The 24,506-nt window shown below is 71.0% G+C and carries 22 protein-coding genes, 3 tRNA genes and 1 pseudogene; 9 read left to right on the forward strand and 17 right to left on the reverse strand.

What is annotated here, in order from left to right; genetic code table 11:
• The first annotated feature begins 17 nt into the window (after positions 1-17).
• From GQQ95_RS06265 to GQQ95_RS06275, 3 genes are all read left to right on the forward strand, one after another.
• The gene (locus GQQ95_RS06265; RefSeq protein WP_157426802.1) at positions 18-488 is read left to right on the forward strand and encodes an RrF2 family transcriptional regulator; all 471 of its coding nucleotides are present in this window, start codon (positions 18-20) and stop codon (positions 486-488) included.
• 213 nt (positions 489-701) lie between these two features.
• Positions 702-1,688 carry a sulfite exporter TauE/SafE family protein gene (locus GQQ95_RS06270; protein WP_157426803.1) on the forward strand — a complete coding sequence of 329 codons (987 nt, stop codon included), beginning with the start codon at positions 702-704 and terminating at the stop codon, positions 1,686-1,688.
• 106 nt (positions 1,689-1,794) lie between these two features.
• The gene (locus GQQ95_RS06275) at positions 1,795-2,070 is read left to right on the forward strand and encodes a hypothetical protein (protein WP_157426804.1); all 276 of its coding nucleotides are present in this window, start codon (positions 1,795-1,797) and stop codon (positions 2,068-2,070) included.
• 112 nt (positions 2,071-2,182) lie between these two features.
• Here GQQ95_RS06275 and GQQ95_RS06280 read toward each other — a convergent pair.
• From GQQ95_RS06280 to GQQ95_RS06310, 7 genes are all read right to left on the reverse strand, one after another.
• Positions 2,183-2,255: transfer RNA gene (locus tag GQQ95_RS06280), tRNA-Arg, on the reverse strand.
• Between the two features lie 144 nt (positions 2,256-2,399).
• Positions 2,400-2,798 (reverse strand): MmcQ/YjbR family DNA-binding protein, encoded by a 399-nt coding sequence (locus GQQ95_RS06285; protein ID WP_170296989.1) that lies wholly within the window; start codon positions 2,796-2,798, stop codon positions 2,400-2,402.
• Positions 2,799-3,056: 258 nt separating this feature from the next.
• Positions 3,057-4,046 (reverse strand): carbohydrate ABC transporter permease, encoded by a 990-nt coding sequence (locus GQQ95_RS06290; protein WP_157426806.1) that lies wholly within the window; start codon positions 4,044-4,046, stop codon positions 3,057-3,059.
• Complete coding sequence (locus tag GQQ95_RS06295) at positions 4,043-5,035, reverse strand: carbohydrate ABC transporter permease (RefSeq protein ID WP_425482560.1); 993 nt, start codon at positions 5,033-5,035, stop codon at positions 4,043-4,045. Before GQQ95_RS06295 ends, GQQ95_RS06290 begins: the two co-directional genes overlap by 4 nt.
• A gap of 92 nt (positions 5,036-5,127) precedes the next feature.
• Complete coding sequence (locus GQQ95_RS06300; protein ID WP_157426807.1) at positions 5,128-6,489, reverse strand: ABC transporter substrate-binding protein; 1,362 nt, start codon at positions 6,487-6,489, stop codon at positions 5,128-5,130.
• 78 nt (positions 6,490-6,567) lie between these two features.
• Positions 6,568-8,259: a glycoside hydrolase family 13 protein gene (locus GQQ95_RS06305; protein ID WP_157426808.1), complete on the reverse strand. Its 1,692-nt coding sequence runs from the start codon at positions 8,257-8,259 to the stop codon at positions 6,568-6,570.
• 254 nt (positions 8,260-8,513) lie between these two features.
• Entirely contained in the window at positions 8,514-9,536 is a 1,023-nt protein-coding gene (locus GQQ95_RS06310; protein WP_157426809.1) for a LacI family DNA-binding transcriptional regulator, read from the reverse strand.
• 73 nt (positions 9,537-9,609) lie between these two features.
• On the opposite strand from GQQ95_RS06310, the gene GQQ95_RS06315 reads away from it, so the two are divergent.
• Positions 9,610-9,933 carry a DUF7882 family protein gene (locus tag GQQ95_RS06315; protein ID WP_157426810.1) on the forward strand — a complete coding sequence of 108 codons (324 nt, stop codon included), beginning with the start codon at positions 9,610-9,612 and terminating at the stop codon, positions 9,931-9,933.
• A gap of 232 nt (positions 9,934-10,165) precedes the next feature.
• On the opposite strand, the pseudogene GQQ95_RS06320 reads toward GQQ95_RS06315, so the two are convergent.
• Together GQQ95_RS06320 and GQQ95_RS19305 are read right to left on the reverse strand one after the other, a co-directional pair.
• A pseudogene (locus tag GQQ95_RS06320) lies at positions 10,166-10,465 on the reverse strand (DUF7882 family protein); the annotation flags it as partial.
• A gap of 133 nt (positions 10,466-10,598) precedes the next feature.
• On the reverse strand, positions 10,599-10,763 hold the full coding sequence (locus GQQ95_RS19305; RefSeq protein WP_170296990.1) for a hypothetical protein: 165 nt from the start codon (positions 10,761-10,763) through the stop codon (positions 10,599-10,601).
• 272 nt (positions 10,764-11,035) lie between these two features.
• Here GQQ95_RS19305 and GQQ95_RS06325 point away from each other — a divergent pair, with 272 nt between their 5' ends.
• Genes GQQ95_RS06325 through GQQ95_RS06335 form a run of 3 tightly spaced genes read left to right on the forward strand, consistent with a single transcriptional unit; the run spans position 11,036 to position 13,256 of the window.
• Positions 11,036-11,923 carry an SDR family oxidoreductase gene (locus GQQ95_RS06325; RefSeq protein ID WP_157426811.1) on the forward strand — a complete coding sequence of 296 codons (888 nt, stop codon included), beginning with the start codon at positions 11,036-11,038 and terminating at the stop codon, positions 11,921-11,923.
• 41 nt (positions 11,924-11,964) lie between these two features.
• Positions 11,965-12,231 (forward strand): DUF7218 family protein, encoded by a 267-nt coding sequence (locus GQQ95_RS06330; RefSeq protein ID WP_157426812.1) that lies wholly within the window; start codon positions 11,965-11,967, stop codon positions 12,229-12,231.
• A gap of 5 nt (positions 12,232-12,236) precedes the next feature.
• Positions 12,237-13,256, forward strand: coding sequence for a DNA topoisomerase IB (locus tag GQQ95_RS06335; protein WP_157426813.1), 1,020 nt, complete (start codon positions 12,237-12,239; stop codon positions 13,254-13,256).
• A gap of 54 nt (positions 13,257-13,310) precedes the next feature.
• Here the strand turns inward: GQQ95_RS06335 and GQQ95_RS06340 are convergent, their stop codons facing one another.
• Entirely contained in the window at positions 13,311-15,794 is a 2,484-nt protein-coding gene (locus tag GQQ95_RS06340) for an ATP-dependent DNA ligase (RefSeq protein WP_157426814.1), read from the reverse strand.
• Between the two features lie 58 nt (positions 15,795-15,852).
• Here GQQ95_RS06340 and ku point away from each other — a divergent pair, with 58 nt between their 5' ends.
• Both ku and GQQ95_RS06350 read left to right on the forward strand, forming a co-directional pair.
• Positions 15,853-16,863, forward strand: a complete 1,011-nt coding sequence (gene ku, locus GQQ95_RS06345; RefSeq protein ID WP_157426815.1) for a non-homologous end joining protein Ku — start codon at positions 15,853-15,855, stop codon at positions 16,861-16,863.
• 16 nt (positions 16,864-16,879) lie between these two features.
• Positions 16,880-17,068 (forward strand): hypothetical protein, encoded by a 189-nt coding sequence (locus tag GQQ95_RS06350; protein WP_157426816.1) that lies wholly within the window; start codon positions 16,880-16,882, stop codon positions 17,066-17,068.
• A 9-nt stretch (positions 17,069-17,077) separates the two neighbouring features.
• Here the strand turns inward: GQQ95_RS06350 and GQQ95_RS06355 are convergent, their stop codons facing one another.
• From GQQ95_RS06355 to GQQ95_RS06385, 7 genes are all read right to left on the reverse strand, one after another.
• The gene (locus tag GQQ95_RS06355) at positions 17,078-18,760 is read right to left on the reverse strand and encodes an MFS transporter (RefSeq protein ID WP_157426817.1); all 1,683 of its coding nucleotides are present in this window, start codon (positions 18,758-18,760) and stop codon (positions 17,078-17,080) included.
• A 57-nt stretch (positions 18,761-18,817) separates the two neighbouring features.
• A complete protein-coding gene (locus GQQ95_RS06360) occupies positions 18,818-20,305 on the reverse strand; it encodes an MFS transporter (RefSeq protein ID WP_157426818.1) in 1,488 nt (495 codons plus the stop codon).
• Positions 20,306-20,583: 278 nt separating this feature from the next.
• The gene (locus tag GQQ95_RS06365; protein ID WP_157426819.1) at positions 20,584-21,027 is read right to left on the reverse strand and encodes a hypothetical protein; all 444 of its coding nucleotides are present in this window, start codon (positions 21,025-21,027) and stop codon (positions 20,584-20,586) included.
• Between the two features lie 102 nt (positions 21,028-21,129).
• Positions 21,130-21,218, reverse strand: a tRNA-Ser gene (locus tag GQQ95_RS06370).
• Positions 21,219-21,364: 146 nt separating this feature from the next.
• Positions 21,365-22,708, reverse strand: coding sequence for an LCP family protein (locus GQQ95_RS06375; RefSeq protein ID WP_157426820.1), 1,344 nt, complete (start codon positions 22,706-22,708; stop codon positions 21,365-21,367).
• A 70-nt stretch (positions 22,709-22,778) separates the two neighbouring features.
• Positions 22,779-22,863: transfer RNA gene (locus tag GQQ95_RS06380), tRNA-Ser, on the reverse strand.
• 157 nt (positions 22,864-23,020) lie between these two features.
• Complete coding sequence (locus tag GQQ95_RS06385; protein WP_157426821.1) at positions 23,021-24,481, reverse strand: LCP family protein; 1,461 nt, start codon at positions 24,479-24,481, stop codon at positions 23,021-23,023.
• Positions 24,482-24,506: the final 25 nt, after the last annotated feature.

Raw genomic sequence — 24,506 nt, forward strand, 5'->3', positions numbered from 1 at the left:
CCCCAGGGCGACGGCTGATGCGGATCTCCGCCCGCGCCGACTACGCCGTCCGGGCGGCGCTCATGCTGGCCGCCGCACCCGAGGGCGTGCTCGTCTCCTCCGAGTCCATCGCGACCGCCGAGGAGATCCCCGCGAGCTTCCTCGAGGGAATCCTGACGAGCCTCCGCCGGGCGGGCATCGCCGAGAGCCGGCGCGGCGCGAACGGCGGGTTCCGGCTCGCTCGCGACGCGGCATCCGTCTCGATCGCCGACGTCGTCCGCGCCGTCGACGGCCCCCTCGTCTTCGTGCGCGACTCGCGCCCTTCCGACCTCGAGTACACGGGCACGAGCACCGGCCTCCTGGACGTGTGGGTGGCGCTCCGCGCGAGCGTCCGCTCCGTCCTCGAGGAGACCACGCTCGCCGCAGTGGTGGGCGGCGACCTGCCCGAGCACGTGCGCCTGCTCGCCGACGATCCCTCGGCCTGGCGCAGCCCAGACGCCCGCGGCTGAACCGGTCTCCCCGACCCGATCCGCCCCGCCCTGCCGCCGGCGCGACAGGTGAACCGCACGGCCTGCGCACGGCCTGCGCACGGCAGCGATGGGCCCTCGCCGGGCCCGCATGACGTCATGCGGCGACATGCGGCGACATGTCGCTTGTCCGCCCCGAGACCCCGCCAATAGATTCCCGAGTACTCCAGTTGGATTCCTCGGAAAGAAGGCGTGATGCAGACTCTCGTACTCCTGGCGCTCGTCGGGTTCGCCGCCCAGCTCGTCGACGGCGCCCTCGGCATGGCGTACGGCGTCACGTCGACCACGCTGCTGCTCGCGATCGGCGCGAACCCCGCCTCGGCCAGCGCCTCGGTGCACCTCGCGGAGATCGGCACGACGCTCGCGTCGGGAATCTCGCACTGGCGATTCGGCAACGTCGACTGGAAGGTCGTGCTGCGCATCGGCGTCCCGGGCGCCATCGGCGCCTTCCTCGGCGCCACCGTGTTGTCCTCGCTCTCCACGGATGCCGCGAAGCCCATCATGGCCGGCATCCTCCTCGCCATCGGCGCGTACCTGCTCGTGCGCTTCACCTTCCGCTCGCTGCCCAAGGTGAACACCGCGAAGCCGCTGCGCCTGCGCTTCCTGGCTCCGGTCGGACTCCTCGGCGGCTTCCTGGACGCGACGGGCGGCGGCGGCTGGGGCCCCGTCGGCACGCCGGCCCTTCTCGCGAGCGGACGCATCGAGCCGCGCAAGGTCATCGGCTCGATCGACACGAGCGAGTTCCTCGTCGCCATCGCGGCGAGCATCGGCTTCCTGATCGGACTGGGCGCCGGCGGCTTCGACCTGGGCTGGGTGCTCGCCCTGCTCATCGGCGGCGTGCTGGCCGCCCCCCTCGCGGCCTGGCTCGTGCGCAAGCTGCCCCCGCGCCTGCTCGGCTCGCTCGTCGGCGGCGTGATCGTGTTCACGAACGCCCGCACGATCCTCATCACGGCCGAGGCGTCGGCGCCCGTCACCACGGGCGTGCTCCTGGGCATCCTCGTCATCTGGGCCGCGGCCGTCACCTTCGCGGTCCGCACGCTTCGAGCCGACCGTCGCGCCGAGGCCGAGGCGTCGGCCACTGCCGGCACGGACGGCTCCGAAGCGGATGCCGCGACCGACGGAGCACGGTCCTCCGAGGCAGCAGCCGACACGGCCGTACCGGCAGGCGCCGAGCGCCGCTGAACACCATCCGCACGACCGAGGGAGGCCCGCGATCGCGAGATCGCGGGCCTCACCCGTTCCTGTCAAGCCCGTGCCGTGCGCGGCGGATCCGACGTAGCGTCACAGCATGAGCGAGAACCAGCAACCGACTCCCCCCTCGGACGGCCCGGACGGGTCGACGAACCTCACCGAGGAGCAGAAGCAGTACACCGAGCGACTCGGCGACGGCTCCCCGACCGGCAATGCCACGGAGGATCCCCGCCAGGACACCGACACCGCCTCGGGCGGCGATCCGGACGACCAACAGCGAGGCTCCGACGGACCCACCAGGCCGGAGGATGTCGACCTCGAGACGGGAACGGACCCCGACGGCGCGCCGATCGAGAACCCGTCCGGCGGCTGAGTACGTCCGGCGGCTGAGTAGGTCGGGCGGCAGGGCATCACCGGGAAACAAGAACGGCCCGCTTCCGCGGGCCGTTCTCCTACTGTCTCAACCAGTATGTGTGCTGGACACGTGCGCCCGGAGGGATTCGAACCCCCAACCTTCTGATCCGTAGTCAGATGCTCTATCCGTTGAGCTACGGGCGCATGCGCTTCGAGAAGCGCAGCCCCCGCACTGTTTCCAGCGCGGGCAACCCCGTTACTCTATCCCACCGATCGCGCCGGCGCCAATCGAGCAGTCCGGGCGCCATCCACTCACAGCCTCCGCCCAGCCACGCCTCGCGCGAGGTCTCAGCCGGTCGCCGACGGCCCGCGCATCGCGTCGAGCGCGACCAACTGGCGCTTGAGGGCGACCTGCCGATACGAGGTCTCGATGAGCTCGGCCAGCAGCTGCCAGTCGGTGCCCGGCGCGTCGAGGTCGGTGCCGACCCAGTGGTTGCGGTCGAAGTACGGCACGCCGTAGAAGCGCTCGTCCTGCACGAGGGCCCGGTGCTCCTCGGGATCGGTCTTCACGACGACCGAGAACGGCCGCTCCATGTGCGCGCTGACGTACGTGAAGATCGGCTTGCGCGCCCGGAAGGTCGGGCGGCCCCAGGCTTCGACCTCGACCGCCTCGGGCAGGGCGAGGCAGAGTTCGCGCACGCGCTCGATGAGCGGATGCCGCGGGTCGACGACCTGGGGATGCTCCACGCCGGGCAGCCTACGCGCGCCCTGCGACATCCGCCCGCGGCATCCGCCTGCCTCAGCCCGCGGCATGCGCGGGCTTCGACCCACGACATCCGCCGACCCGAGCCCGTGGCAGCTGCCGATACCTCTGGCACGAGAACAGGAAGCCGGCGCTCGAACCCGGCGATTTCACCTGCGCCCGGGCACCGCACCGCGATGCCGCCTGTCCTCGTGCCGTGCGGAGGCCGACTCGCCCGCCCCGCCCGCGGCATCCGCCGGCCCTCAGCCCTTGACCGCGCCGCCGAGTCCGGCCGAACGCAGGAAGACGCCCTGGAAGACGAGGAACAGCGCCACGGGGATGAGCGTCGAGATCGCGAGCGCTGCCAGGAACACGTCGAGTTCGATCGACTGCTGCACCGCGGGCAGGCGCACCGAGAGCGGCTGCACCGCCGGGTCAGGCAGCACGAGCATCGGCCAGAGGAAGTCCTTCCACGCGGCGATGATCGCGAACACCGAGACGACGCCGAGGATGGGCTTGGACATCGGCAGCACGATCGACCAGAACAGGCGGAAGGGCCCGGCCCCGTCCGTCCGCGCGGCCTCGAACACCTCGCGCGGCAGCGCGTCGAAGAACCGCTTCACGAGCAGGATGTTGAACGCGTTCGCCGCGGCGGGCAGCCACACGGCGAGGTAGTTGTTCAGGAGCGACACGTCGCCAGGAAGCGGCGGGTTCACGATCGTCAGGTACAGCGGCACGAGCAGCACGACCGCCGGGATGAACAGGGTCGCGAGCACGGCGCCGTTGAGGATCGGCGCGTACCTCGGCCGCAGCACCGAGAGCGCGTAGCCGGCCGTCGTGGCCACGACGAGCTGGAACGCCCACGAGCCGGCCGCGATCACGATGGTGTTCCAGAAGAACTGGTCGATGTGCACGTCGTTCCACGCCTGCGGGAGGTTCGCCCAGTCGATGCCGTTGGGCCAGAGGGCGAGCGGCTGGCGGAGCGTGTCCTGCGTCGGCGTCACGGCCGACTTCGCGAGCCACAGGAGCGGACCGAGCCCAGCGACGACGAGGCCGACGAACAGCACCCCGTGCACGCCGCCGAGGCCCGCTCTGACTCCCCGCTTCTTGCGGTCGTGGCCCGAGACGATGCCACGGTCGCCCTGCGCGTCGGTGCGCCGGTCCGCACGGCGGCGGCCGATGACCCCTCGGATGCCCTCGGCCGCGTGCGGGGCGTCGACGCCTTCGAAGACCGGGGGCGGGGTCGTCGTCATGAGGTGCTCCAACGTTCGGTGAGCTTGAAGTACAGCCAGCTGAGCAGGGCGAGCACGATCGCGAGCATCACGCTCAGCGCTGTCGCCTCGCCGTAGTCGCCGCCGAGGCTGTTCTGGAACGCCTTGCGGTAGATGAGCAGCAGGATCGTGACGGTCGCGTTGTTCGGCCCGCCGCTCGTGAAGAGGAAGGGCTCCAGGAAGACCTGCGCCGTCCCGATGACCTGCAGGATCAGCATGATGAAGAGGATGCCGCGGAGCTGCGGCAGCGTGACATGCCAGATCTTGCGCCAGATCGACGCGCCGTCGACCTCGGCCGCGTCGTAGAGCTCGGGCGGAACGCTGAGCAGCGCCGCGAGGTAGATGATGATCGACCCGCCGGCCGCGGCCCACGTGGCCTCGAGCACGAGCGACGGCATGGCGGTCGCCGGCGACTGCAGCCAGGGCTGCGCGGGGATGCCGACCCAGCCGAGGATCGTGTTGAACAGCCCGGTCGGGCTCGCATCGAAGAAGACCTTCCAGAGCAGCACCGCCACGACCGGCGGCACGACGACCGGGAGGTAGGCGAGCGCGCTGTAGAACCCCTTGCCCCGCCGCACCTCGCTCATCAGCACGGCCATGATGATCGGCAGCGGGAAGCCGAAGACGAGCGCCAGTGCGGCGAAGTACAGCGTGTTGAGCACCGCGGTGCCGAGCAGAGGGTCGGCGAGCACGTTCGCGAAGTTGTCGAGGCCGACCCAGGTCGGGGCGTCGAGCAGGTTCGTCTTCTGGAGGCTCATGATCACCGACTGCACGATGGGCGACCAGCTGAAGAAGCCGAAGACGAAGAGCATCGGCGCGAGGAAGACGAGCGTCGACAGTCCCCCGCCGCGCACCCAGGTGCGGGGGCTGCGGGTGCGGGTCCGCGTGCGGACCATCGGGCTCGGTGGGCTGTCGGGGGGCGGCGCGGCGGTCGCGGCGGGCTCGGCCGCGGCATCCGATGCTCTGGTCATCGTCATCGTCTGATCCATCGTCGGGGGGCGAGCGGGCGGGAGCGGATGCCGCGGCGGGCCGTGGGGGCGACCCGCCGCGGCATCCGGTGCGGCTACTGGTCGAGCAGCGCCTGCGCGTCGACGTCGGCCTTCTCGAGGAGGGCGTCGATGTCGGCGTTCCGGTCGGTGAGCACGGCCTGCACGACGGTGTCGAGCAGCGCGTAGATCTCCTGCGTCTTGCCCTTCGGCTCTCCCATGGGCGTCTGGTCCCAGACGCCCTCGATGAACGGCGTCATCTGGTCGCGCGGCACGTTGATGTACGGCTCGATCCAGGTGAGCGACTCCTCGTAGGTCTCGCGGTCGAGCACCGGCAGCACGGGGGTCCCGACGGCCTGGTCGCTCTCGGCGAGGGTCTTCGCGTCGAGGACGGCGGCGTCCTCGTCGAGGAGCTTCTGCATGTAGTACCAGTCGATCCAGGTGACCGCGGCCGCCTTCGTCTCCTCGTCGACCGTGGGGCTCACGACCGCGATGTCGCCGCCGCCGAGCGTGCCTCCGCCGTCCTCGACGGGCACGACGGTGAGGCCGTAGTCGTCGGGGTTCAGCGAGAAGTCGCGCACGAGCGCCGTGTAGACGTCGGAGCCCGAGGAGTACATGCCGATGTTGCCGGCCGCGAACTCCTGGTTGATCGTGCCCCAGTCGAGCAGCATGTTCGACCCGAGCGAGTCGTCCTCCCAGCGCAGGGCCTGGAGGAACTCGAGGGCGGCCTTCGTGCCGTCGTTCGCGATCGTCGACGTGTACGTGCCGTCGCCGTTGTCCTCCTGGATGCTGCCGCCGCGGGCGACGGTCGCCGCGGCGAGCTGCCAGCCGCCCGTGTTGTTCTGCGTCATCTCCATGAATCCGGCCTTGCCGGTCTTCTCGGAGATGGTCTTGGCGGCCTCGCGGATCTCGTCCCACGTGGTGGGCGGGTTGTCGGGGTCGAGCCCGGCCTCCTCGAACAGCGTGCGGTTGTAGTGCAGGCCCATCGCGTACGCCTGTCGCGGGAACCCGAACATGCGGCCTTCGGAGTCCGTGACCTCCTCGAGCAGGATCGGATTGAACGAGTCCGTGTACCCGAGTTCGTCGATCTCGTCGGTCACGTCCATGAGCTGGCCGTTCTCGAGCAGGGTCTTCGAGTCGGTGAAGGGGACCGTGAACACGTCGGGCAGGCTGCCGCCCGCCAGCTGCACGGCGAAGGTGGGCCCCTCCCACTCGTACTCGACCCCGATGATGTCGATGTCGGGGTTCTCCTTCTCGAACTGCTTCTCCTGCTCGGCGAAGGCCGTGTAGGCGGCCTCGTCGGCGCCCGGCGGGAACGTCGCGACGCGCAGCTCGGTCTTGCCGCTGTCGTCGCCACCTCCCGCAGTGCAGGCGGCGAGGGCGCCCACCATCGCGACGGCGGCGAGGCCTGCGATCGCGACTGTTCTCGGTGACTTCATTGTCCAGTCCTTTCGGTGCTGTGTGGTGCGGTGTGGTGAGGGATGCCGCGGGGTTGGTGCAAGGCGCGGCCTCGACGGTCAGGCGGCTCGGTGGAGCCAGGCCGTGGAGTCTGGGGGCAGCAGCCCGCCGACGAGCGGCGCGCTGCTGAGGAGGATGCGGTCGTGCTCCGGGAGCGCGACGGGCGCGGCGGAGAGGTTCGTCACGTTCACGACGTCGTCGCCTCGGCTGAACGCGAGCACGCCGGGCTCGCTCGGCAGCCAGGCCATCGCGCCATCGCCGAGCGAATGCTCCCGCTTGCGGATGCGGAGCGCCAGGCGGTACAGCCACAGCATCGAGCCCGGGTCGGCCTCCTGCGCCTGCACGGTGAGCGCCGACCAGTCCGCGGGCTGCGGCAGCCACGGGGACACGGATGCCTCGCCGGCGCCCGCTGGCGGGCTGAAGCCGAACGGCGCCGCGGTGCCGCGCCAGGGCAGCGGCACGCGGCATCCGTCGCGACCGGGGTCGACTCCGCCCGAGCGGAAGTGCATGGGGTCCTCGAGCACCTCGCGCGGGAGCTCGACCTCCGGCAGGCCGAGCTCGTCGCCCTGGTACAGGTAGAGGGAGCCGGGGAGCGCGGCGGTGAGCAGGGCGGCGGCTCGCGCCCGGCGACGGCCCAGCTCCAGGTCGGAGGGGGTGTCGAACCGCTTCTTCGCGAAGGCGAAGCTCGAGTCCTCCCGGCCGTACCGCGTGACCGGGCGGGTCACGTCGTGGTTGGAGAGCACCCAGGTGCTCGGGGCGCCCACGGGCGCGTGCGCCGCGAGCATGAGGTCGATCGAGGCGCGGAGCTCCTCGGCCCGCCACGGCCTCGACATGAAGTCGAAGTTGAAGGCGGTGTGCATCTCGTCGGGGCGCAGGTACGCGGCGAAGCGGGCGGCATCCGGGACCCAGACCTCGCCGACGAGCACCCGGGTGCCCTCGTAGGAGTCGGCGATGCGGCGCCAGGCGCGGTAGACGTCGTGCACCTCGTCGCGGTCCTCGGTCGGGTGCTGCCCGGGCGCGACCTGCTCGGGCACCTCCGACAGCTCGGGGTCCTTGATGAGCAGTCCGGCCGAGTCGATGCGGACGCCGGCGACGCCGCGATCGAACCAGAACCTGAGGACGTCCTCGTGCTCGGCGCGCACGTCGGGGTGGTTCCAGTTGAGGTCCGGCTGCTCGGGGGTGAAGAGGTGCAGGTACCACTCCCCCGGCGTGCCGTCCGGGTTCGTCGTCCGCGTCCACGTGTCGCCCTGGAAGTTCGAGACCCAGTTCGTGGGCATCTCGTCGCCGTGCTCGCCCTTGCCCGGGTGGAACCAGAACCGTTCGCGCTCGGGCGATCCCGGGCCTGCCTCGAGCGCCGCCTGGAACCACGGATGCGCGCTCGAGATGTGGTTCGGGACGATGTCGATGATCGTGCGGATGCCGAGGGCGAGGGCTTCGGCGATGAGCGCCTCGGCGTCCGCGAGAGTGCCGAAGGCCGGGTGGATGTCGCGGTAGTCGGAGACGTCGTAGCCGCCGTCGGCGAGCGGGGACGGGTACCAGGGGTTGAACCAGAGCGCGTCGACCCCGAGTTCCTTGAGGTACCCGAGTCGGCTGCGCACGCCCCTGAGGTCGCCCGTGCCGTCGCCGTCGGAATCGGCGAAGCTGCGCACGTAGACCTGGTAGATCACGGCGCTGCGCCACCACAGCGCGTCGTCCTCGGGCTGCGCTGGCGCTGCCGCCGCCGTGCCGTACTCGGTGAGTGGCGTGGTCACGCTCGTGGTCTCCTCTGCGAACCGGCGCCGGGCCTTCGGGCCGCGGCGAGCGCCGTGTCGGGGAGACGACGGCGTCCTTGTCCGTCAACGTATTGAGAGCAACAGAATGATGCAACTATTCAACAATCCAGCAGAATATTGCGACAGCTTGCGCTCAATTGCGACACGGGCTTGCGATTTCCGCGCAAGCGGCGGCAGTGGCGTCGGGGCGCCCGATCAGCTCCCCGCGTGCCGGGGATCCCGAGGAACTACAGCTAGGCGGCGGGGAGCGCCCGCGGCGCAGGGGCGGTCGAGCCGCGCACGACGAGCTCGGGAGCGAAGAACACCTCGTCGCCGAGGCTCCGCTCGCTCGACATCTGCCGCATGAGCAGCTCGATGATCATCTTGCCCATGGCCTCGATCGGCTGGCGCACGGTCGTGAGCGGCGGCTCGGTGCAGTTCATCAGTGCCGAGTCGTCGTAGCCGATCACCGAGACGTCCTCGGGCACGCGCAGGCCCGCCCGCCGCACGGCGCGCACGGCGCCGAGGGCCATCGGATCGCTCGCGCACACGATGCCGGTGACCCCGGCCGCGAGCAGCTTGGTCGCCGCGGTCTGCCCCGACTCGAGCGAGTACAGGGAGTGCACGATGCGATCCTCGCCGAGCTCGACGCCGTGGCGCTCGGCCATGCGCAGCGCCGCGGCGTGCTTGCGCTGCGACGGGACGTGGTCACGGGGACCCAGCAGGATGCCGATGCGCTCGTGGCCGAGCTGCAGCAGGTGCCCGAACGCCTGCTCCATCGAGGTCGCATCGTCGCACGACACCGTCGCGAAGCCGAGGTCGTCGATCGGCGCGTTCACGAGCACCGTGGGCAGGTTCAGCTCGCGCAGGCGCTCGTAGTGGTCGTGGTTGACGTCGGCCTGCGCGTACGCGCCCCCCGCGAAGATGACGCCGGACACCTGCTGGTGCAGGAGCAGCTCGACGTAGTCCGCCTCGGAGATGCCGCCGGCCGTCTGGATGCAGAGCACCGGCGTGTACCCGTTCTGCGCGAGCCCGCCGCCGATCGACTCGGCGAGCGCCGGGAAGATCGGGTTCTGCAGCTCGGGCATGACGAGGCCGACGAGCCTGGCGCGCTCGCCCCGGAGCTTGGTCGGGCGCTCGTAGCCCAGCACGTCCAGCGCCGTGAGCACGGCGTCGCGGGTCGACGCGGAGACGCCCGGCTTGCCGTTCAGCACCCGGCTGACGGTGGCTTCGCTGACTCCGACCTTGCGCGCGACATCCGCGAGTCTCCTCGACATGGCGCCATGCTAGCGGCACGACGCAAGAACTCGACGACGGGAAGATGCCAGTCGGGCCGGTTAGAGTCTCCGCATGGGCAAGCTCATCTACAACTCGTCCCCCCGCGAGATCGACATCGACGACCGTGTCCTCGCGCACCTCCGCGTCGCGATCCTGAACAAGCTCCGCCGCAGCGAGAGCTTCGCGATGACCTGGGAGCACGGGCTCGTCAACGGCAGCGGCCGCACCACCTTCTGGATCAACGAATCGATCCCGCTGCAGTTCGTGTTCAGCGGCAATCGCTCGCCGAAGCTCAATCGGCTCTGGATCGAGCAGCTGCTGCTCACCGCGAACAGCACCTCCGGCCTGCAGTACGTGCCGGAGCCGGAGGAGAACGACCCCATCGACGCCGACTGAGCCGAACGGCCCGGTCGGCTGTGGCGGCTGCGGCGGCTGCGGCTGCGGCGGCTGCAGCTGCGGCGGCTGCGCGTTCGGCGGCTCAGGCCGTCGCGGCCTCGGGTTCGGCCTCGGACGCGGTCGCTTCGGGCTCCGCCTCCGGCTCCGCTTCGAGGGCCGGCGCCTCGGCGATCTCCTGCACGTCCACGCCGACCTGCACGGGCTGGTCGGGGTAGGTCGAGATGGGGCTCGTGTCGAGGTGCTCGGGAACCAGGCGGATGCCGCCGGTGCTGTTGGCCGAGCGCATGAGCTCCTCGATCCAGTCGCGACTCAGTTCGGGAGCCTCTGGCTCGTCGAACACGAACCGGATCGGGATGGACGGGTGCAGCCAGAGGGTGCTGCGCCCCCGCGGCTGGTCTTCGGTGTGCTGCCAGGAGAGCGTGAAGCTCTCGCCACGACGCAGCTTGGTGGTGATCGCGACCTTCACGTGCGCAAGGGCGCGGTCTTCGATGCCGATCGGCGTGCCTGAATCGCCGTAGTAGAGAGTTCCCACCCCGACATCATAAATGGTGAGGAGCCCTGTTCGGAGCGCCTTTCCGGGCGTTGGCGCCGGATCTCGCCGGCCCCTGGAACCACGACGGCGCGGGCGCCCGAATGGACGCCCGCGCCGGTGAGTCTTCGAATCGTCAGACCGTGCGCTTTCCGCCGATGAAGCGGACGAGCCACACGATGACGGCGATCGCCAGGAGCACGAGGCCGACCCAGAGCAGGAAGTTCAGCGACTGCACGAATCCGCCGGTGAACAGCAGGATGATGGCGACGATGGCGATGATGGCGACGAGGATGTTCATGATCTCTCCTTCTCATGATCCGCAGCCCGGGTAGATGCTGCGAACGTTCGGCCTCCGCTGATCTGCGATCGGCGGAACCTCGGGGCGGATGCGCTCCGTGGACTCCACGTTAGAGGTGGCAGTGGATCCCCTGTGGGGGGTTGACCCAGGCTGAGTGCTGCTGGTAGTCGGCGGGGTGACCCGTCGAGGCGACCCTCGCCTCCGACCTTGTCAACCCCGTTCGTGACGGAACCGATCGACGTACCGTGGGCAGCGATCACAGGGAGACCCCGATGACGCTCAACGAACGACTGATCGACCCGACGACCAAGCACACCACCGACCCGTTCCCGAGACAGGAGCAGGATCCTCCGGGCATGACGGCGGGCATGGCGCCCCAGCCCGATCACGGCGAGCAGAGCTATCGCGGGAACGGCCGCCTCGAGGGGCGGCGCGCCCTCATCACCGGTGGGGACTCGGGCATCGGTCGCGCGGTCGCGATCGCCTTCGCCCGCGAGGGCGCGCAGGTCGCCATCTCGTACCTGCCGAGCGAGCAGGAGGACGCGGAGGAGACCGCCGTCTGGGTGGCCGACGCGGGTGGCGAGGCGCTGCTGCTGCCCGGGGACCTCAGCAGCGAGGAGCACTGCATCGACCTGATCCGCCAGACCGACGCCCGGTTCGGAGGGGTCGACCTCCTGGTCCTGAACGCCGCGCACCAGCGCGACCGCGGAGGCATCGAGCAGATCCCGACGGACGACTTCGAGCGCGTGATGCGGGTCAACCTCTTCGCGCCGGTCTTCCTCGCCCGAGCCGCAGTGCCGCACATGGAGGCCGGGTCGTCGATCATCACCACCTCGTCGATCCAGGGGTTCGACCCGTCGTCCTCGCTCGTCGACTACGCCATGACGAAGGCGGCACTCGTGGCGTTCACGAAGGCGCTGGCCGAGGAACTCGGGCCGCGCGGCATCCGCGTGAACGCCGTGGCACCCGGTCCCATCTGGACGCCACTGATCCCGGCGACCGGGTGGCCGGACCACGTCCCGGGCTTCGGGCACGACACCCCGCTCGGTCGCGCCGGACAGCCGGCCGAGCTCGCGGGGGCGTACGTCTACCTCGCGTCGGATGACGCGTCATACGTCTCGGGCGCGGTGCTGCCCGTGACGGGCGGGCGGGGCCTCTGACCGCATCCACCGCCAGGACCACGAGAGAAGGGAGACCGGCGATGCCCGGACGCAAGAACTCATCATTGAAGGATCCCGAGCTCTACGAGGAGCTCCGCGAGGACGGCGCCTCGAAGGAGAAGGCCGCGCGCATCTCCAACGCGGCGGCCGCCCGGGGCCGCACCGCCGTCGGACGCAAGGGCGGCAAGAGCGGCGACTACGAGGACTGGACCGTCGAGGACCTGAAGAAGCGGGCGAAGGAACTCGGCCTCAGCGGGTACAGCGGCAAGCGCAAGTCCGAGCTCATCTCCGAGCTGCGCAACCACTGAGCCGGATGCCACGACTCAGGCACGTCGAGCCCTACGCCGCACCCGGCTACACGCGGGTGCGGCGTGGTCGCGGGTTCGCGTACGTGCACAGCGACGGAGGTTCGGCGGGCACCGCCGAACGGGCGAGGATCTCCGACCTCGCCATCCCCCCGGCGTGGAACGACGTCTGGATCGCGGACCGGCCCAACGCGCACATCCTCGCCGTCGGCGTGGACGCGGCAGGCCGACGGCAGTACCTCTACCACCCGGCCTGGCGCGAGGCGCGTGACGCCCTCAAGTTCGAGCGCATGCTCGAGCTCGCGCGGGTCCTGCCCGCAGCCCGGCGCGAGGTCGAGCGGGACCTGAAGCTGCCGGAGCTGCCGCGTGAACGCGTGCTCGCGGCGGCGTTCCGCACGCTCGACGCGGGTGCGATCCGCGTGGGCTCGGAGGAGTCGCTCGCGGGGTACCGCAGCCGCGGCCTCACGACCCTGCTCGTGCGCAACGCGGCCCTCGAGGGCGATGCCGTCCGCCTGCGCTTCCGGGCGAAGGGCGGCATCAGGCAGGACCTGAGGATCCCGGACACGGGCCTCGCGTCGTTCGTCGACCGCTCGGCCCAGCGCGCCTCCACCGCCCGACTGTTCGCGTGGCTCGACGGGCGTCGCGCCCGGTCGCTCGGGCCGTCCGACGTGAACGAGCACGTCCGCGAGCGCACCGGCGGCGACTTCACCGCGAAGGACTTCCGCACCCTGCGTGGCACGGTGACGGCGGCCGAACGGCTCGCCGAACTCGGCCCGGCCGGCACGGCCAGGTCCCGCCGGGACGCCCTGCGCGAGGCCGTCGAGCAGGCCAGCACCGTGCTCGGCAACACGCCGACCATCGCGAAGGGCAGCTACATCGACCCGCGCGTGTTCGCCGCGTTCGAGGAGGGCCGCACGCTCTCGCTGCGCGGTGCGCGCGAGCGGGCCCTGCTCGAGCTGCTCGAGCCGCCCGGGTCCGAGGTGGAGGAATCGGAGCTCGACGGATCGGACTCCGGGCGAAGCGCCTGACATTGCGACGCGCCCAGAGCTCCAGCGCGCCCAGCCGGTGCGCGAGGCTCGTGCTCAGGCCTCTCGAACGACGTCCTCGGGCGACTTGTCGGGCCGCAGCCCCCGCCAGCGGGGGTGGCGTGCCACTCCGGTGCTCGTCCACTCCCCCAGCTCGATCTCGCCCACGATGCGAGGCTCCACCCACACGGCGTCCGCGACGTCCGCTCTGGGCACGTCGACGAAGGGCGATGAGTCTCGCCGCGCGGCATCCAGGCGTGTCAGGAGACGCTCGGTCTCGAGTTCGCGCAGGCCGCTCCCGACCCGCCCCGCGTACTCGAGGCCCTGCTCGCCCGGGATGCCGACCAGCAGCGATCGGATGCGCCCGGTCCGCGAGCCGCTCCCCTTGCGATACCCCCCGATGACGACCTCCTGCGTACGCGTCAGCTTGAGCTTCAGCCACGCCTCGGAGCGCGAACCGGGCCGGTAGGTCGAGCCCGCGCGCTTCGCGACGACGCCCTCGAGCCCGAGGCGTCGGGCCTCCTCGAGCGCCGCTTCGGCGGTGCCCTCGGCGAGCGCGGGCACCTCGACCGGCACGTCGTGCGCCCGGCGCACGAGGCGTTCGAGGCGCCGGCGACGCTCGCGATACGGGGCGTCCGTCACGTCGTCGCCCGCGATCTCGAGCACGTCGAAGAGCAGCAGGCGCACGGGGGCGGATGCCGCGAGCCGCTGCGCCTCGCGCGTGCGGGTGAGGTTCATGCGGGACTGGAGGAGCTCGAAGCTCGGACGGCCCTCGTCGTCGAGCGCGACGATCTCGCCGTCGACGAGCGCGTCGCCGCGGAGGGCGCGCGGCAGGCCGGCGAGCTCGGGGTAGCGCGCGGTCACGTCGTTGCCGTTGCGGCTGATGATCCGGAGGCCGTCGCCCTCGGCCCTCGCGAGCACGCGGATGCCGTCCCACTTGTACTCGAGGGCCCAGTCGCCCCGCGCGACGAGGCCGAGCGCGCCCGGCGAGGCCAGCATCGGACGCACGAGGATCGGCTCGACGTCGGCGGATGCCGCATCCGAGGGTCGAGCGGCAGCCGGGTCGCCGGATGCCGCGACCGGGTGCCCGCCGCCCGTCACGGCGCCGGAGGCCTCCGCCTCCGCCGCGACCGCCTCCGCGACCTCCGCGGGTGGTCGCTGGTCCTTCATGCGGTGCAGCAGCCAGGTGCTCTTCTCGCCCTCGCCGTCGGTGCGGATGAGCGCGAGCCGGACGGCGCCGAGCGGGCCGCCCGGACGGCCCTGCACGTCGACGATGACCTCGTCGTCACGCCACTTCTCGATCGCGAAGGTGCCCGAGTCCCAGATGGTCACCGTGCCGGCCCCGTACTCGCCGACGGGGATGGTGCCCTCGAAACCCCCGTACTCCATTGGGTGGTCCTCGGTCTGCACCGCGAGGTGGTTCACGCCGGGATCGTCCGGGACGCCCTTCGGCACGGCCCAGCTCTTCAGCACGCCGTCGCGCTCGAGCCGGAAGTCGTAGTGCAGGCGGCGGGCGTGGTGCTCCTGGATCACGAATCGCGGCGCCCCCGTGCCGGCCTCGCCCCAGCTCGACCCCGGCATGGGCTCGGGCGTCGCCCCGTGCGTGCGCATCGACAGGTAGGTCGCCAACGGCCCGGCGGCGGCGGCACCCGAATCGGCGAGCTCCGCGATCGGGTCGAGGCCGGATGCCACGCGCTCGAGCACCTCGGACGCCTCGAGGTGACGCAGGCCCGGGTCCTCGAGCTCCTCCCACGTGCGCGGCGCGGCCACGGTGGGCCGAACGCGGCCCCGCAGCGAGTACGGCGCGATCGTCGTCTTCTTGCCGTTGTTCTGGCTCCAGTCGATGAGCACCCGGTTCGCCCGCACCGCCTTGCTCATGCTCGACACGACGAGCTCGGGATGATCGGCCTCGAGCGCACGGGCGAGCTCGCGCGCGACATCCGAGATCTGGGCCGAGGTCTGCCGCCCGTCGAGCGGTGCGTACAGGTGGATGCCCTTGCTGCCGCTCGTCACCGGGTAGGGCTCGAGGCCCATGCCCTCGATGACGTCGCGCACCAGGCGGGCGACCTCCGCGCATTCGACGAGGCCCATGCCCGGGCCCGGATCGAGGTCGAACACGATGCGGTCGGGGTTCGCCGGCTGCCCGTCGGGGGCGAACCGCCACTGCGGCACGTGCACCTCGAGCGACGCCTGCTGGGCGACCCACACGAGCGAGGGCCGGTCGTTCGCGATCGGGTACGGCTTGTCGCCGTCGGAGTGGGTGATGACGCCGCGGCGCAGCCAGTCGGGGGCGTGCTCGTCGAGGGTCTTCTCGAAGAAGGGCTTCTCGGGGGCATCCGCCGTGCCGACGCCGTGCACCCAGCGCAGGCGGGTGACCGGCCGGCCGGCGACGAGCGGCACCATGACCGGCGCGACCTCGGCGTAGTAGGCGATGACCTCGCCCTTGGTCATGCCGGTCGCGGGATACATGACCTTGTCGAGGTTCGTCAGCCGGAGCCTCCGGCCATCGACCTCCACCAACTGCCGTGCACCCTCGGCCATGTCCTCCATCCTGCCATCGGGGGTTCCGCCCGTGCGGGAAGGGGTGTTCACTTGAGGGATGCGAGCCGTCTGGAAGGGCGCGGTCACATTCGGCCTGGTCAATGTGCCCGTCAAGTTGTACAGCGCCACCGAGGACCACGACGTGTCCCTGCACCAGGTGCACGACGCCGATGGCGGGCGCATCCGATATCAGCGCATCTGCGAGATCGACGGCCAGGTCGTCGAGTACAAGAACATCGACAAGGCCTACGACGACGGTGAGCGCACGGTCGTCATCACCGACGAGGACCTGAAGGCGCTGCCCGCCGAGCGCAGCCGCGAGATCGAGGTCGTCGAGTTCGTGCCGACCGACCAGATCGACCCGATCATGTTCGACCGCAGCTACTACCTCGAACCCGACTCCGCGTCGTCGAAGGCGTACGTGCTGCTGCGCGAGACGCTCGAGTCCACCGACCGCACCGCGATCGTGCGCATGGCCCTGCGGCAGAAGACCCGACTGGCCGCCCTTCGCGTGCACGGCAAGGTGCTGATGGTGCAGACCCTGCTCTGGAGCGACGAGGTGCGTAAGGCGGCGTTCCCCGCCCTCGACGAACCGGTCAAGGTGTCCGAGAAGGAGCTCGGGCTCTCCAAGCAGCTCGTCGAGAGCCTCGTCGCCGACTTCGAGCCCGACCAGTACGTCGACGAGTACCAGCAGGAACTCCGCACGCTCATCGCCGCGAAGCTCGAGCAGGGCGACGCACTCGACACCGCCGCGACGTTCGGCGAGCAGGAGGAGGACGAGGGCGGAGAGGTCATCGACCTCATGGAGGCGCTGCGCCGGTCGATCGAGACCAAGCGCGGTGGCTCGGATGCCGCGCCGAAGAAGTCGTCCTCCGGATCCTCCGGGTCGTCCGACTCGGCCGGCTCGGGCGGCTCGGGCGGCTCGGGCGCGAAGAAGGCGAAGGGCACGAAGTCGACCACCGCGAAATCGACCACCTCGAAGTCGTCCTCGACGAAGTCGGGCACCAAGACGGCGACCGCGAAGTCCACGAAGTCCGAGAAGCCGAAAGCCCGCAAGGCCGCATCATGAGAATGGAGCACACCCCATGACCGATTTCGTCGACCCGCTCGAGGAACCGTTCGAGTTCGACCGCGAGCGCCGCTACGGCGACGACTTCGAGGCGCAGGACGCCGCGGCCGCGCGCTACGACGCCGAGCGCCGCGAGCACGAGGTCGAGGCCGAGCGCCACGAGCACGACGCGGACGCGGCGCCCCCGGCGGAGGACGGCGAGTAGCCGCCTCCCTCAGGCAGCCGGTTCGGATGCCGCGTCGGGGCGTTCGACCGGCGCGGCATCCGTCTCGTCCGGGCGCCCCGAGCCGAGCGAGAGCGTGGCGAGCAGGCCGAGGGCGAGGAACCCGGCGGCCGTGTACGCCGCGAGGCGGGTGCCGTCGCTGAACGCCTCCGCCGCGTCGGCGCCGAGGTCGGCGGTCGTCGGGTCTGCCTCGAGCCCGGCGATCGCGGCGCCGGCGCTGTCGACGACCGCCGAGACCGTCTGGTCGCGCTGTTCCGCGGTCAGGCCCCGCTCGTCGAGCTTCGCGTCGAGCACGTTCGCGGTCGTCGTGAAGAGGACCGTGCCGAGGATCGCGATGCCGAGCGCCGAACCGAGCTGGCGCGACGTCGACTGCGTGCCGGAGCCCGCGCCGCTGTCGGCGATCGGCACGTCCTGCAGCACCACGCCCGTCAGCTGGGCCGTGGCGAGGCCCACGCCGAACCCGTAGGCGAACAGCGCCGGGAGCAGCCACTGCCACGTGGCATCCGGGCCGATGACGAGGCCGACCCACACGACGCCGGCGATCTCGAGGGCGATGCCCAGGCGCACGATCACCACCGCCGGGATGCGGCCGGAGGTCGCGCCCGCGAACCCGCTCGCGGCGAAGGACCCGATGGCCAGCGAGAGGAGCACGAAGCCGGTCTGCAGGGCGTCGAAGCCGAGCACGAACTGCAGCCACAACGGCAGCGAGAGGATGATGCCGAACTCGCCGAGCGAGACGATGAGCGCGGCGATGTTGCCGTTGCGGAACGACGGGATCGCGAACAGCGCGAAGGGCAGCATCGTCGACCGGCCCAGTCGGGAGCGCCGCAGCCCCCAGAGGATGAACGCGGCGATGCCGAGCGCCGCGATGGCGAAGGCGAACGGGATCGGCGAGATCTCCCACGGCCAGGCCCAGTCGCCGAAGGCCGCGCCGTCCTCGGCGATCCACCATCCGTAGGTCCGGCCCTCGATGAGGCCGAACACGAGCGCGCCCGACGCGATCACCGAGAGCACGGCGCCGACGACGTCGATGCGCCGCGGCTCGCCGGGGGCCCGCGACTCGTCGACGGTGAGCAGGACGCCGATCACGATGATGATCGCGAACGGGATGTTGATGCCGAACGCCCACCGCCACGAGAACTCGGTGGTCAGCCAGCCGCCGAGCAGCGGGCCGAGCGCGGCCATGCCGCCGATCGTCGAGCCCCACACCGCGAAGGCGATGCCGCGCTCGCGCCCGCGGAACGTCGCGTTGATGAGCGAGAGCGTCGTCGGCAGGATCATCGCCCCGCCGACGCCCTGCACGAGCCGGGCGAGGATCAGCAGGTCGCCGGTGGCCGCGAACGCCGCGGCGACCGACGAGAGCGCGAAGACCACGACGCCGATGATCAGCATCCTCCGCCGCCCGAACCGGTCGGCGAGGGTGCCGAACACGAGCAGGAGTGCGGCGAAGACGAGCGTGTACGACTCCTGGACCCACTGCACCTGGGTGGAGGTGATGCCGAGGTCGTCGACGATCGCGGGGATCGCGACGTTCACGATCGTCGAGTCGACGATGATGAGCGAGACGGCGATGCTGATGAAGACGAGGCCGAACCAGCGACGGCGCGGTGAGGCGTTCACGCGGATGTCCCTTCGGTCGCCGAGGGCGGCGGCATGCAGCCAACTCTGCCGCATCCGGTCGCCTCGAGGACGTCGAGGCGACCGGATTCAATCGTTCGGTTGACCCGAGGGTCAGTGCACGGCGATGGTCCTCGGCGCCTCGGCGCCCTCACCGTCGACGCCGTCTCCGGCACCGGCATCCGCTCCATAGGTCATCTCGCGCAGGCGCGCCCCGCGCACCATGCCGATGGCGATGGCGGATGCCACGACCATCCCGACCGCGGCCGCGAGGAACGTCGCGCCGTAGCCGTCGGTGAACGCCGCGGCCATCGGCTCGCCCGCGGCCTCGCTCGCGCTGAAGGCCGCGACGTACACGGCCGTGAAGACGGAGACGCCGATCGAGCCGCCGATCTGCATCGCCGAGTTCGCCGTCGCGGAGGCCGCGCCCGCGTCGTGCGCGGCGACGCCCAGGAGGGCCAGGTTCTGCAGCGGGACGAAGACCGCGGCCATGCCGAAGCCCATGACGACGAGTCCGGGCAGGACCTGCACCGCGTAGTCGCCGTCGGCCGTGATGGTGCTCAGCCAGACGAGCCCGGCCGCGACCACGAGCGGTCCCACGATCATGAGGTACCTGGGTCCGAAGCGCGCGAGCAGGCGGGTGACGACCGGCGCGGCGATCATGATCGCGATCGGCAGCGGCAGGCTCGCGAGGCCGGCGCTGAGCGGCGACATCCCGAGCACGATCTGGAGGTGGAAGGTGAGGTACAGCGTCGCGCCGATCATGACGCTGCCGGCCACCGCCTGGATGAGGAAGGCGCCGCCGCGGATGCGGTCGGCGACCACGCGGATGGGCAGCAGCGGCTGCGCGACCCTCGTCTCGATCCAGACGAACAGGGCGAGGAGCACGACGCCGGCGGCGAGGAATCCGATGGTCGACAGCCGACCCCACCCGCCCTCGGCGAGGCTGAAGCCGTAGACGAGCGAGCCGAGGCCGAGCGTGACGGTGACGGCGCCGACGAGGTCGTAGCGGTTCTCGCCCTCGGCCCGGCTCTCGGCCAGGAAGAACAGCCCGCCGATGAACCCGATCACGACGAACACGAGGTTCACGAGCAGGCACCAGCGCCAGTCGGCGAACTCGGTGAGCAGGCCGCCGAGCACGAGCCCGACCGCGGCGCCCGCGCCCGCGATGGTGCCGAAGACGGCGAACGCGACGTTTCGGTCGCGTCCCGAGGCGAAGGTCACCGTGAGCAGCGCGAGCGCGGCGGGGGCGAGCAGTGCCGCGAACGCACCCTGCAGCCCCCTCGCGACGATGAGCTCGGCGCCCGACTGCGCGAGCCCGCCATAGAGCGATGCCGCGCCGAAGCCGACCATGCCCACGAGCAGGGTGCGCTTGCGGCCCCAGTAGTCGGCGACGCGGCCGCCGAGCAGGAGCAGCGCGCCGAAGGCGAGGGAATACGCCGTCACGACCCACTGGCGCAGGCCGTCGGAGAGGCCGAGCTCGGCCTGCGCCTCCGGGAGGGCGATGTTGACGATGGTGCCGTCGAGCACGACCATGAGCTGGGTCAGCGAGAGCACGATGAGCCCCAGCCAACGGTTGGGGATGCGGGCGCGTGAGGACATGGAAAAACCTCCGGTGTCTTGTGAGAGTGCCGGAGGTTTCAAGCCTCGGACCACGCGCGAATCGCGGCGTGACCACTCTGGCCGGGGGCCAGACAGGTCTTCCAGTGTAACGGATGCCCCACGTCGTTCGGGATTCGCGGCATCGATGCAGCCGGCGGACGCGCCCGTCGCCCGGGGCCGCGCGCCGCGCGACGCGGCAACAGTCCGGCGCGGGGGACGACGAAGCGCGCGGCATCCGGGGTCGGATGCCGCGCGCTCGCGTGGTGCGGAGGGCGGGCCTATTCGGCTTCGCACACCTCGGTGACCGTGACCGCGGCGGCCTGGATGTCGCCGGAGGCGGTGGCCTGGGCGTCGGGGTCGATGGTCGACTCCTCGCCCTCCCCGGGGGCCGCGGTCGGCAGGGTGGCCGCGTACTCCTCGGCCGCCGTGATCTTCTCCTGCAGGCCGTCGATGGCCGTCACGAGGTCCTCGTCGTCGGCGTTCTCGTCCGCGACCTCGTCGAGTCGCTGCGAGTAGCCCTCGAGCTTCTCCGTGAGCGTCGGCTGGTCGACCGACGTGGCGATGGCGTTCTGCGCGCCGTTCGAGATGTCGCGAACGGCGACCCGGACGACCTCGCAGTTGTCGTCACCGGATGCGGTGTCGGAGCCGTTGCTCGAGGCGCAGCCGGTGAACAGCAGTGCGCCGGCGAAGAGCAGGGCCGTGGTCTTCATGATCTTCTGCATGGTGGCAGATCCCCCAATATCGATTTGTGACTCGAAGAGTCTAGCCACGATGGGAGGCGGCCCGAAGCATCAGCCGGATTTCTCGACGGCTGGGGAACAGAGCGGAGACGAGGGGATTTGAACCCCTGGTCCCCTTACGGGGACTCCACCTTAGCAGGGTGGTGCACTCGGCCGGACTATGCGACGTCTCCTCGCAGCGGCGCTTGCGCGCATGCGACTGCCATCATAACCCGCGGATGCCGCGAAACACGATTCGGCCGGAGCGCGAGCCGAGCACGCCGAGATGGAGCGGGTCCGGCACCGTTCGGAGGCGGCATCCGACCGGTGGGAACGCGCGCTACTGGTCCTCGAGGGTGCGGCCGGCGGAGCAGCGGGTGTCGGCCGCGGTCTGGCCGGTCACGTCGCTCGGGAGCGCCTCAGCGGTGGGAGCCGGCGCCTCGGCGGGCGGCGCCTCCTCGGCAGGCGCCTCCTCGGCAGGGGCCTCCTCGGCGGGCGCCTCCTCGACCGGAGCCTCCTCGACCGGGGCTGCCGCCTCGGCATTCGGATCCGCCGGGATCGCCGACGGGTCGGTCGCAGACGCGAACGACGCCTCGGTGGCGGTCGGATCGAACACCACGGGGATGTCCTGCTGCAGCGCCTGGTTCACGACGTCGGCCGAGTACGCGGGCTCGACACCGCCCTCGACGGCCGAGGTCGGGTACTGGATGAACGCGATCTTCGAGAGGTCGACGTCCTTCATCGCGACCGCGATCGAGACCATCGTCGTCGGGTTCACGAGCGTGTCGGACAGCTGCATGTTGGCCAGCGCCGCCTTCGCGATGCCGAACAGGGCGGCCGGGTCGGAGAGCGTCCCGCCCTCCTGCAGCTTGCGGGTGAGGGCCGAGAGGAAGACCTGCTGGTTCGAGATGCGACCCAGGTCGGAGCCGTCGCCGACGCCGTGGCGCGTGCGGAGGAACTGCAGGGCCTGCATGCCCGACAGCTCGGCCGTGCCGGCCGGCAGGTAGAGGTCGGTGTGCTCGTCCTCGATCGGCTCGGCGATGCAGACGTTCACGCCGCCCACGGCCTCGGAGAGGCCGGCGACGCCGAGGAACTGCACGACCCCGGCGAAGGGGATCGTCACGCCCGTGAGCTGCTCGACGGTCTTCACGACGCAGGCCATGCCGCCGTACTCGAGCACGGAGTTGATCTTCACGCCGTACTGCTCGTAGAGCGGATCGCCGGCGGGGTCCTCGGGGTCGGTGCACGCGGGAACGTCGACGAACATGTCGCGCGGGAAGCTGATGACCTCGACGTGCGAGTGGTCCTCGGAGATGTGCAGGAGCATCGTGACGTCGTTGAGGACGGCGGTCTCCTCGTTCGGATCGCCGAACGCGTCGCCCTGGCCCTCGCGGCTGTCGCTGCCGATCACCAGCAGGTTCACGCCACCTGGCATCGCACCGATGTCGGGCACGCCCTCGAGCACGCTCGCGTTGCCCAGCGAGACGGTGGGCTTCGCGGTGTTCGCCAGGTCCCAGGCGGCGTAGGCCGCCACGGCCGAGCCGGAGACGAGCGCGACGGCGACGACGGAGGCCGTGATCTTCGCGATCGAGCGCCACACGCTGTGTCGCTTGAGCCGCCCGTGACGCGCGATGGCGGGGTTCTTCGCGGCGGTTCGGGAACTGAACTGGCGTTCGTCGGTCACGGTCACCTCTCTCGGATGGTCGTCGCGGCAGGCGCTGGATTCGGGTCGGCAGGGCGGTCATCGACACGAGCGGAGGGCGTGGGATTCGAACCCACGAGACATTTCTGCCCACTGGTTTTCAAGACCAGCTCCATCGGCCGCTCGGACAGCCCTCCTCGCCCGCTCGGGGCGATGGAACGTGCTCCGGGGCGGACAGGCCACGATTCTAGCCGACTCGCGTCCCGTCAAGACTGGCAGCGATGCCTGTGAACGCCCTGAGGCGGCAACGGCGACCGGCCCATGCCCCGCCCGTCCCCGCGATGCGCGGCGCCGTCACCCCTCGTTCGCGCTCGAGCAGCGCACCTCCGCGGCGGTCTGGCCCGTGACGTCGGGGGGCAGCGGCGCCGCGGGCTCCGCCGGGGTCGCCGGATCGGCCGCGGCATCCGTTGCGGCCGGATCCTCCGGCACCGTCGGCTCCGACTCGTCGCCCGGTTCGACGGGCTCCACGGGCGCGATCGTGGGATCGGGGGCCGTCCCGAACTCCGACTGCGTGGTGGCGTTCGGATCGATCGCGAAGGGCAGGTCGGCCTGGAGCGCCGCGTTCAGGGCGGCCGCGGATTCCGAGGGCTCGACCGCGGTCGAGTCCTCGGTGTACACGGTCGGATACTGCACGAACGCGATCTTGGACAGGTCGATGTCCTGCACCGCGCGGGCGATGGAGATGAGCGCCGTCGGGTTCTGCAGCCGACTCGAGAGGTTCATGTTCGACAGCGCGGCCTTCGCGATGCCGTAGAGCTTGACGGGGTCGTTCAGCGTGCCCGACGACTGCACGGTGCGCATGAGCGCCGAGAGGAAGACCTGCTGGTTGGAGATGCGGCCGAGGTCGCTGCCGTCGCCGACGCCGTGCCTCGTGCGGAGGAACTGCAGGGCCGCCATGCCGGTGAGCGTGTGCATGCCCGGCTCCAGGTAGATGTCGGTGCGCTCGTCGGCGATGGCCTCGGCGACGCAGACCTCGACCCCTCCGACGGCCTCGGCGAGCGCTGCGACGCCGTAGAACTCGACGATGCCGCCGACCGGCACCGTGACGCCGGTCAGCTGCTCGACCGTGGAGGCGACGCACCCGAAGCCGCCGTACGAGAGGACCGTGTTGATCTTCACCGACGAGAGCGACGAGAGCGGCTCGCCCGCGGGGTCGGCCGGGTCGGGGCACTCGGGTACCGCGACGAGCATGTCCCTGGGGAAGCTGACGACCTCGACGTGCGAGTGGTCCTGCGAGATGTGCACGAGCATCGTCACGTCGTTCAGGACCGCCGAATCCTCCTCCGGGTCGCCGAAGGCGCCGTCGGGCGGGCGCTTGTCGCTGCCGACGAGCAGGAAGTTCAGGCCGCCCTCCATCGCGCCGATGTCGGGGACGCCGTCGAGCACGGACTCGTTGGCCAGCGTGAGGGTCGGCTTCGAGGCCACCGTGGTGACGAGGTCGGCCGCTGCGAAGGCCGCGACGGCGACGCCGCTCACGGCGATGACCGCGACGACCGCCGCCGCGAGCTTGGCACCCGAGATCCAGCCGCCGTGCCGCGGCATCCGCCCGTGCCTCGGCGGTACGGGCTTGGGAGCGGCGGAAGGGGGCAGGTCGGGCTCCACCGCCTCGGACGGCTCATCCGCCTCGGCAGGCGCCTCGGTCGGCTCATCCGCCCCGGTGGCCGCCTCGGACGGCTCATCCGCCCCGGCGGGCGCAGGGCTCTCCATCGACTCGCCCTGATCGCCCGAGTCGGGTCGTTCGCCGTCGTCGTCCACGCGCCCCTCCCCCGAAAGCCGAGTG

It is taken from the genome of Agromyces salentinus (genome assembly GCF_009749395.1).
GTDB lineage: Bacteria > Actinomycetota > Actinomycetes > Actinomycetales > Microbacteriaceae > Agromyces > Agromyces salentinus.

What these genes read in the sequence shown, in the direction of transcription:
- GQQ95_RS06300 (WP_157426807.1), bottom strand. Translation starts at nt 6,489, where the DNA reads ATGAAGTCACCGAGAACAGTCGCGATCGCAGGCCTCGCCGCCGTCGCG.
- GQQ95_RS06360 (WP_157426818.1), bottom strand. Translation starts at nt 20,305, where the DNA reads ATGTCCTCACGCGCCCGCATCCCCAACCGTTGGCTGGGGCTCATCGTG.
- GQQ95_RS06365 (WP_157426819.1), bottom strand. Translation starts at nt 21,027, where the DNA reads ATGCAGAAGATCATGAAGACCACGGCCCTGCTCTTCGCCGGCGCACTG.
- GQQ95_RS06315 (WP_157426810.1), top strand. Translation starts at nt 9,610, where the DNA reads ATGGGCAAGCTCATCTACAACTCGTCCCCCCGCGAGATCGACATCGAC.
- GQQ95_RS06265 (WP_157426802.1), top strand. Translation starts at nt 18, where the DNA reads ATGCGGATCTCCGCCCGCGCCGACTACGCCGTCCGGGCGGCGCTCATG.
- GQQ95_RS06340 (WP_157426814.1), bottom strand. Translation starts at nt 15,794, where the DNA reads ATGGCCGAGGGTGCACGGCAGTTGGTGGAGGTCGATGGCCGGAGGCTC.
- ku (WP_157426815.1), top strand. Translation starts at nt 15,853, where the DNA reads ATGCGAGCCGTCTGGAAGGGCGCGGTCACATTCGGCCTGGTCAATGTG.
- GQQ95_RS06355 (WP_157426817.1), bottom strand. Translation starts at nt 18,760, where the DNA reads ATGCGGCAGAGTTGGCTGCATGCCGCCGCCCTCGGCGACCGAAGGGAC.
- GQQ95_RS19305 (WP_170296990.1), bottom strand. Translation starts at nt 10,763, where the DNA reads ATGAACATCCTCGTCGCCATCATCGCCATCGTCGCCATCATCCTGCTG.
- GQQ95_RS06270 (WP_157426803.1), top strand. Translation starts at nt 702, where the DNA reads ATGCAGACTCTCGTACTCCTGGCGCTCGTCGGGTTCGCCGCCCAGCTC.
- GQQ95_RS06330 (WP_157426812.1), top strand. Translation starts at nt 11,965, where the DNA reads ATGCCCGGACGCAAGAACTCATCATTGAAGGATCCCGAGCTCTACGAG.
- GQQ95_RS06350 (WP_157426816.1), top strand. Translation starts at nt 16,880, where the DNA reads ATGACCGATTTCGTCGACCCGCTCGAGGAACCGTTCGAGTTCGACCGC.
- GQQ95_RS06295 (WP_425482560.1), bottom strand. Translation starts at nt 5,035, where the DNA reads ATGACCAGAGCATCGGATGCCGCGGCCGAGCCCGCCGCGACCGCCGCG.
- GQQ95_RS06335 (WP_157426813.1), top strand. Translation starts at nt 12,237, where the DNA reads ATGCCACGACTCAGGCACGTCGAGCCCTACGCCGCACCCGGCTACACG.
- GQQ95_RS06275 (WP_157426804.1), top strand. Translation starts at nt 1,795, where the DNA reads ATGAGCGAGAACCAGCAACCGACTCCCCCCTCGGACGGCCCGGACGGG.
- GQQ95_RS06290 (WP_157426806.1), bottom strand. Translation starts at nt 4,046, where the DNA reads ATGACGACGACCCCGCCCCCGGTCTTCGAAGGCGTCGACGCCCCGCAC.
- GQQ95_RS06310 (WP_157426809.1), bottom strand. Translation starts at nt 9,536, where the DNA reads ATGTCGAGGAGACTCGCGGATGTCGCGCGCAAGGTCGGAGTCAGCGAA.
- GQQ95_RS06325 (WP_157426811.1), top strand. Translation starts at nt 11,036, where the DNA reads ATGACGCTCAACGAACGACTGATCGACCCGACGACCAAGCACACCACC.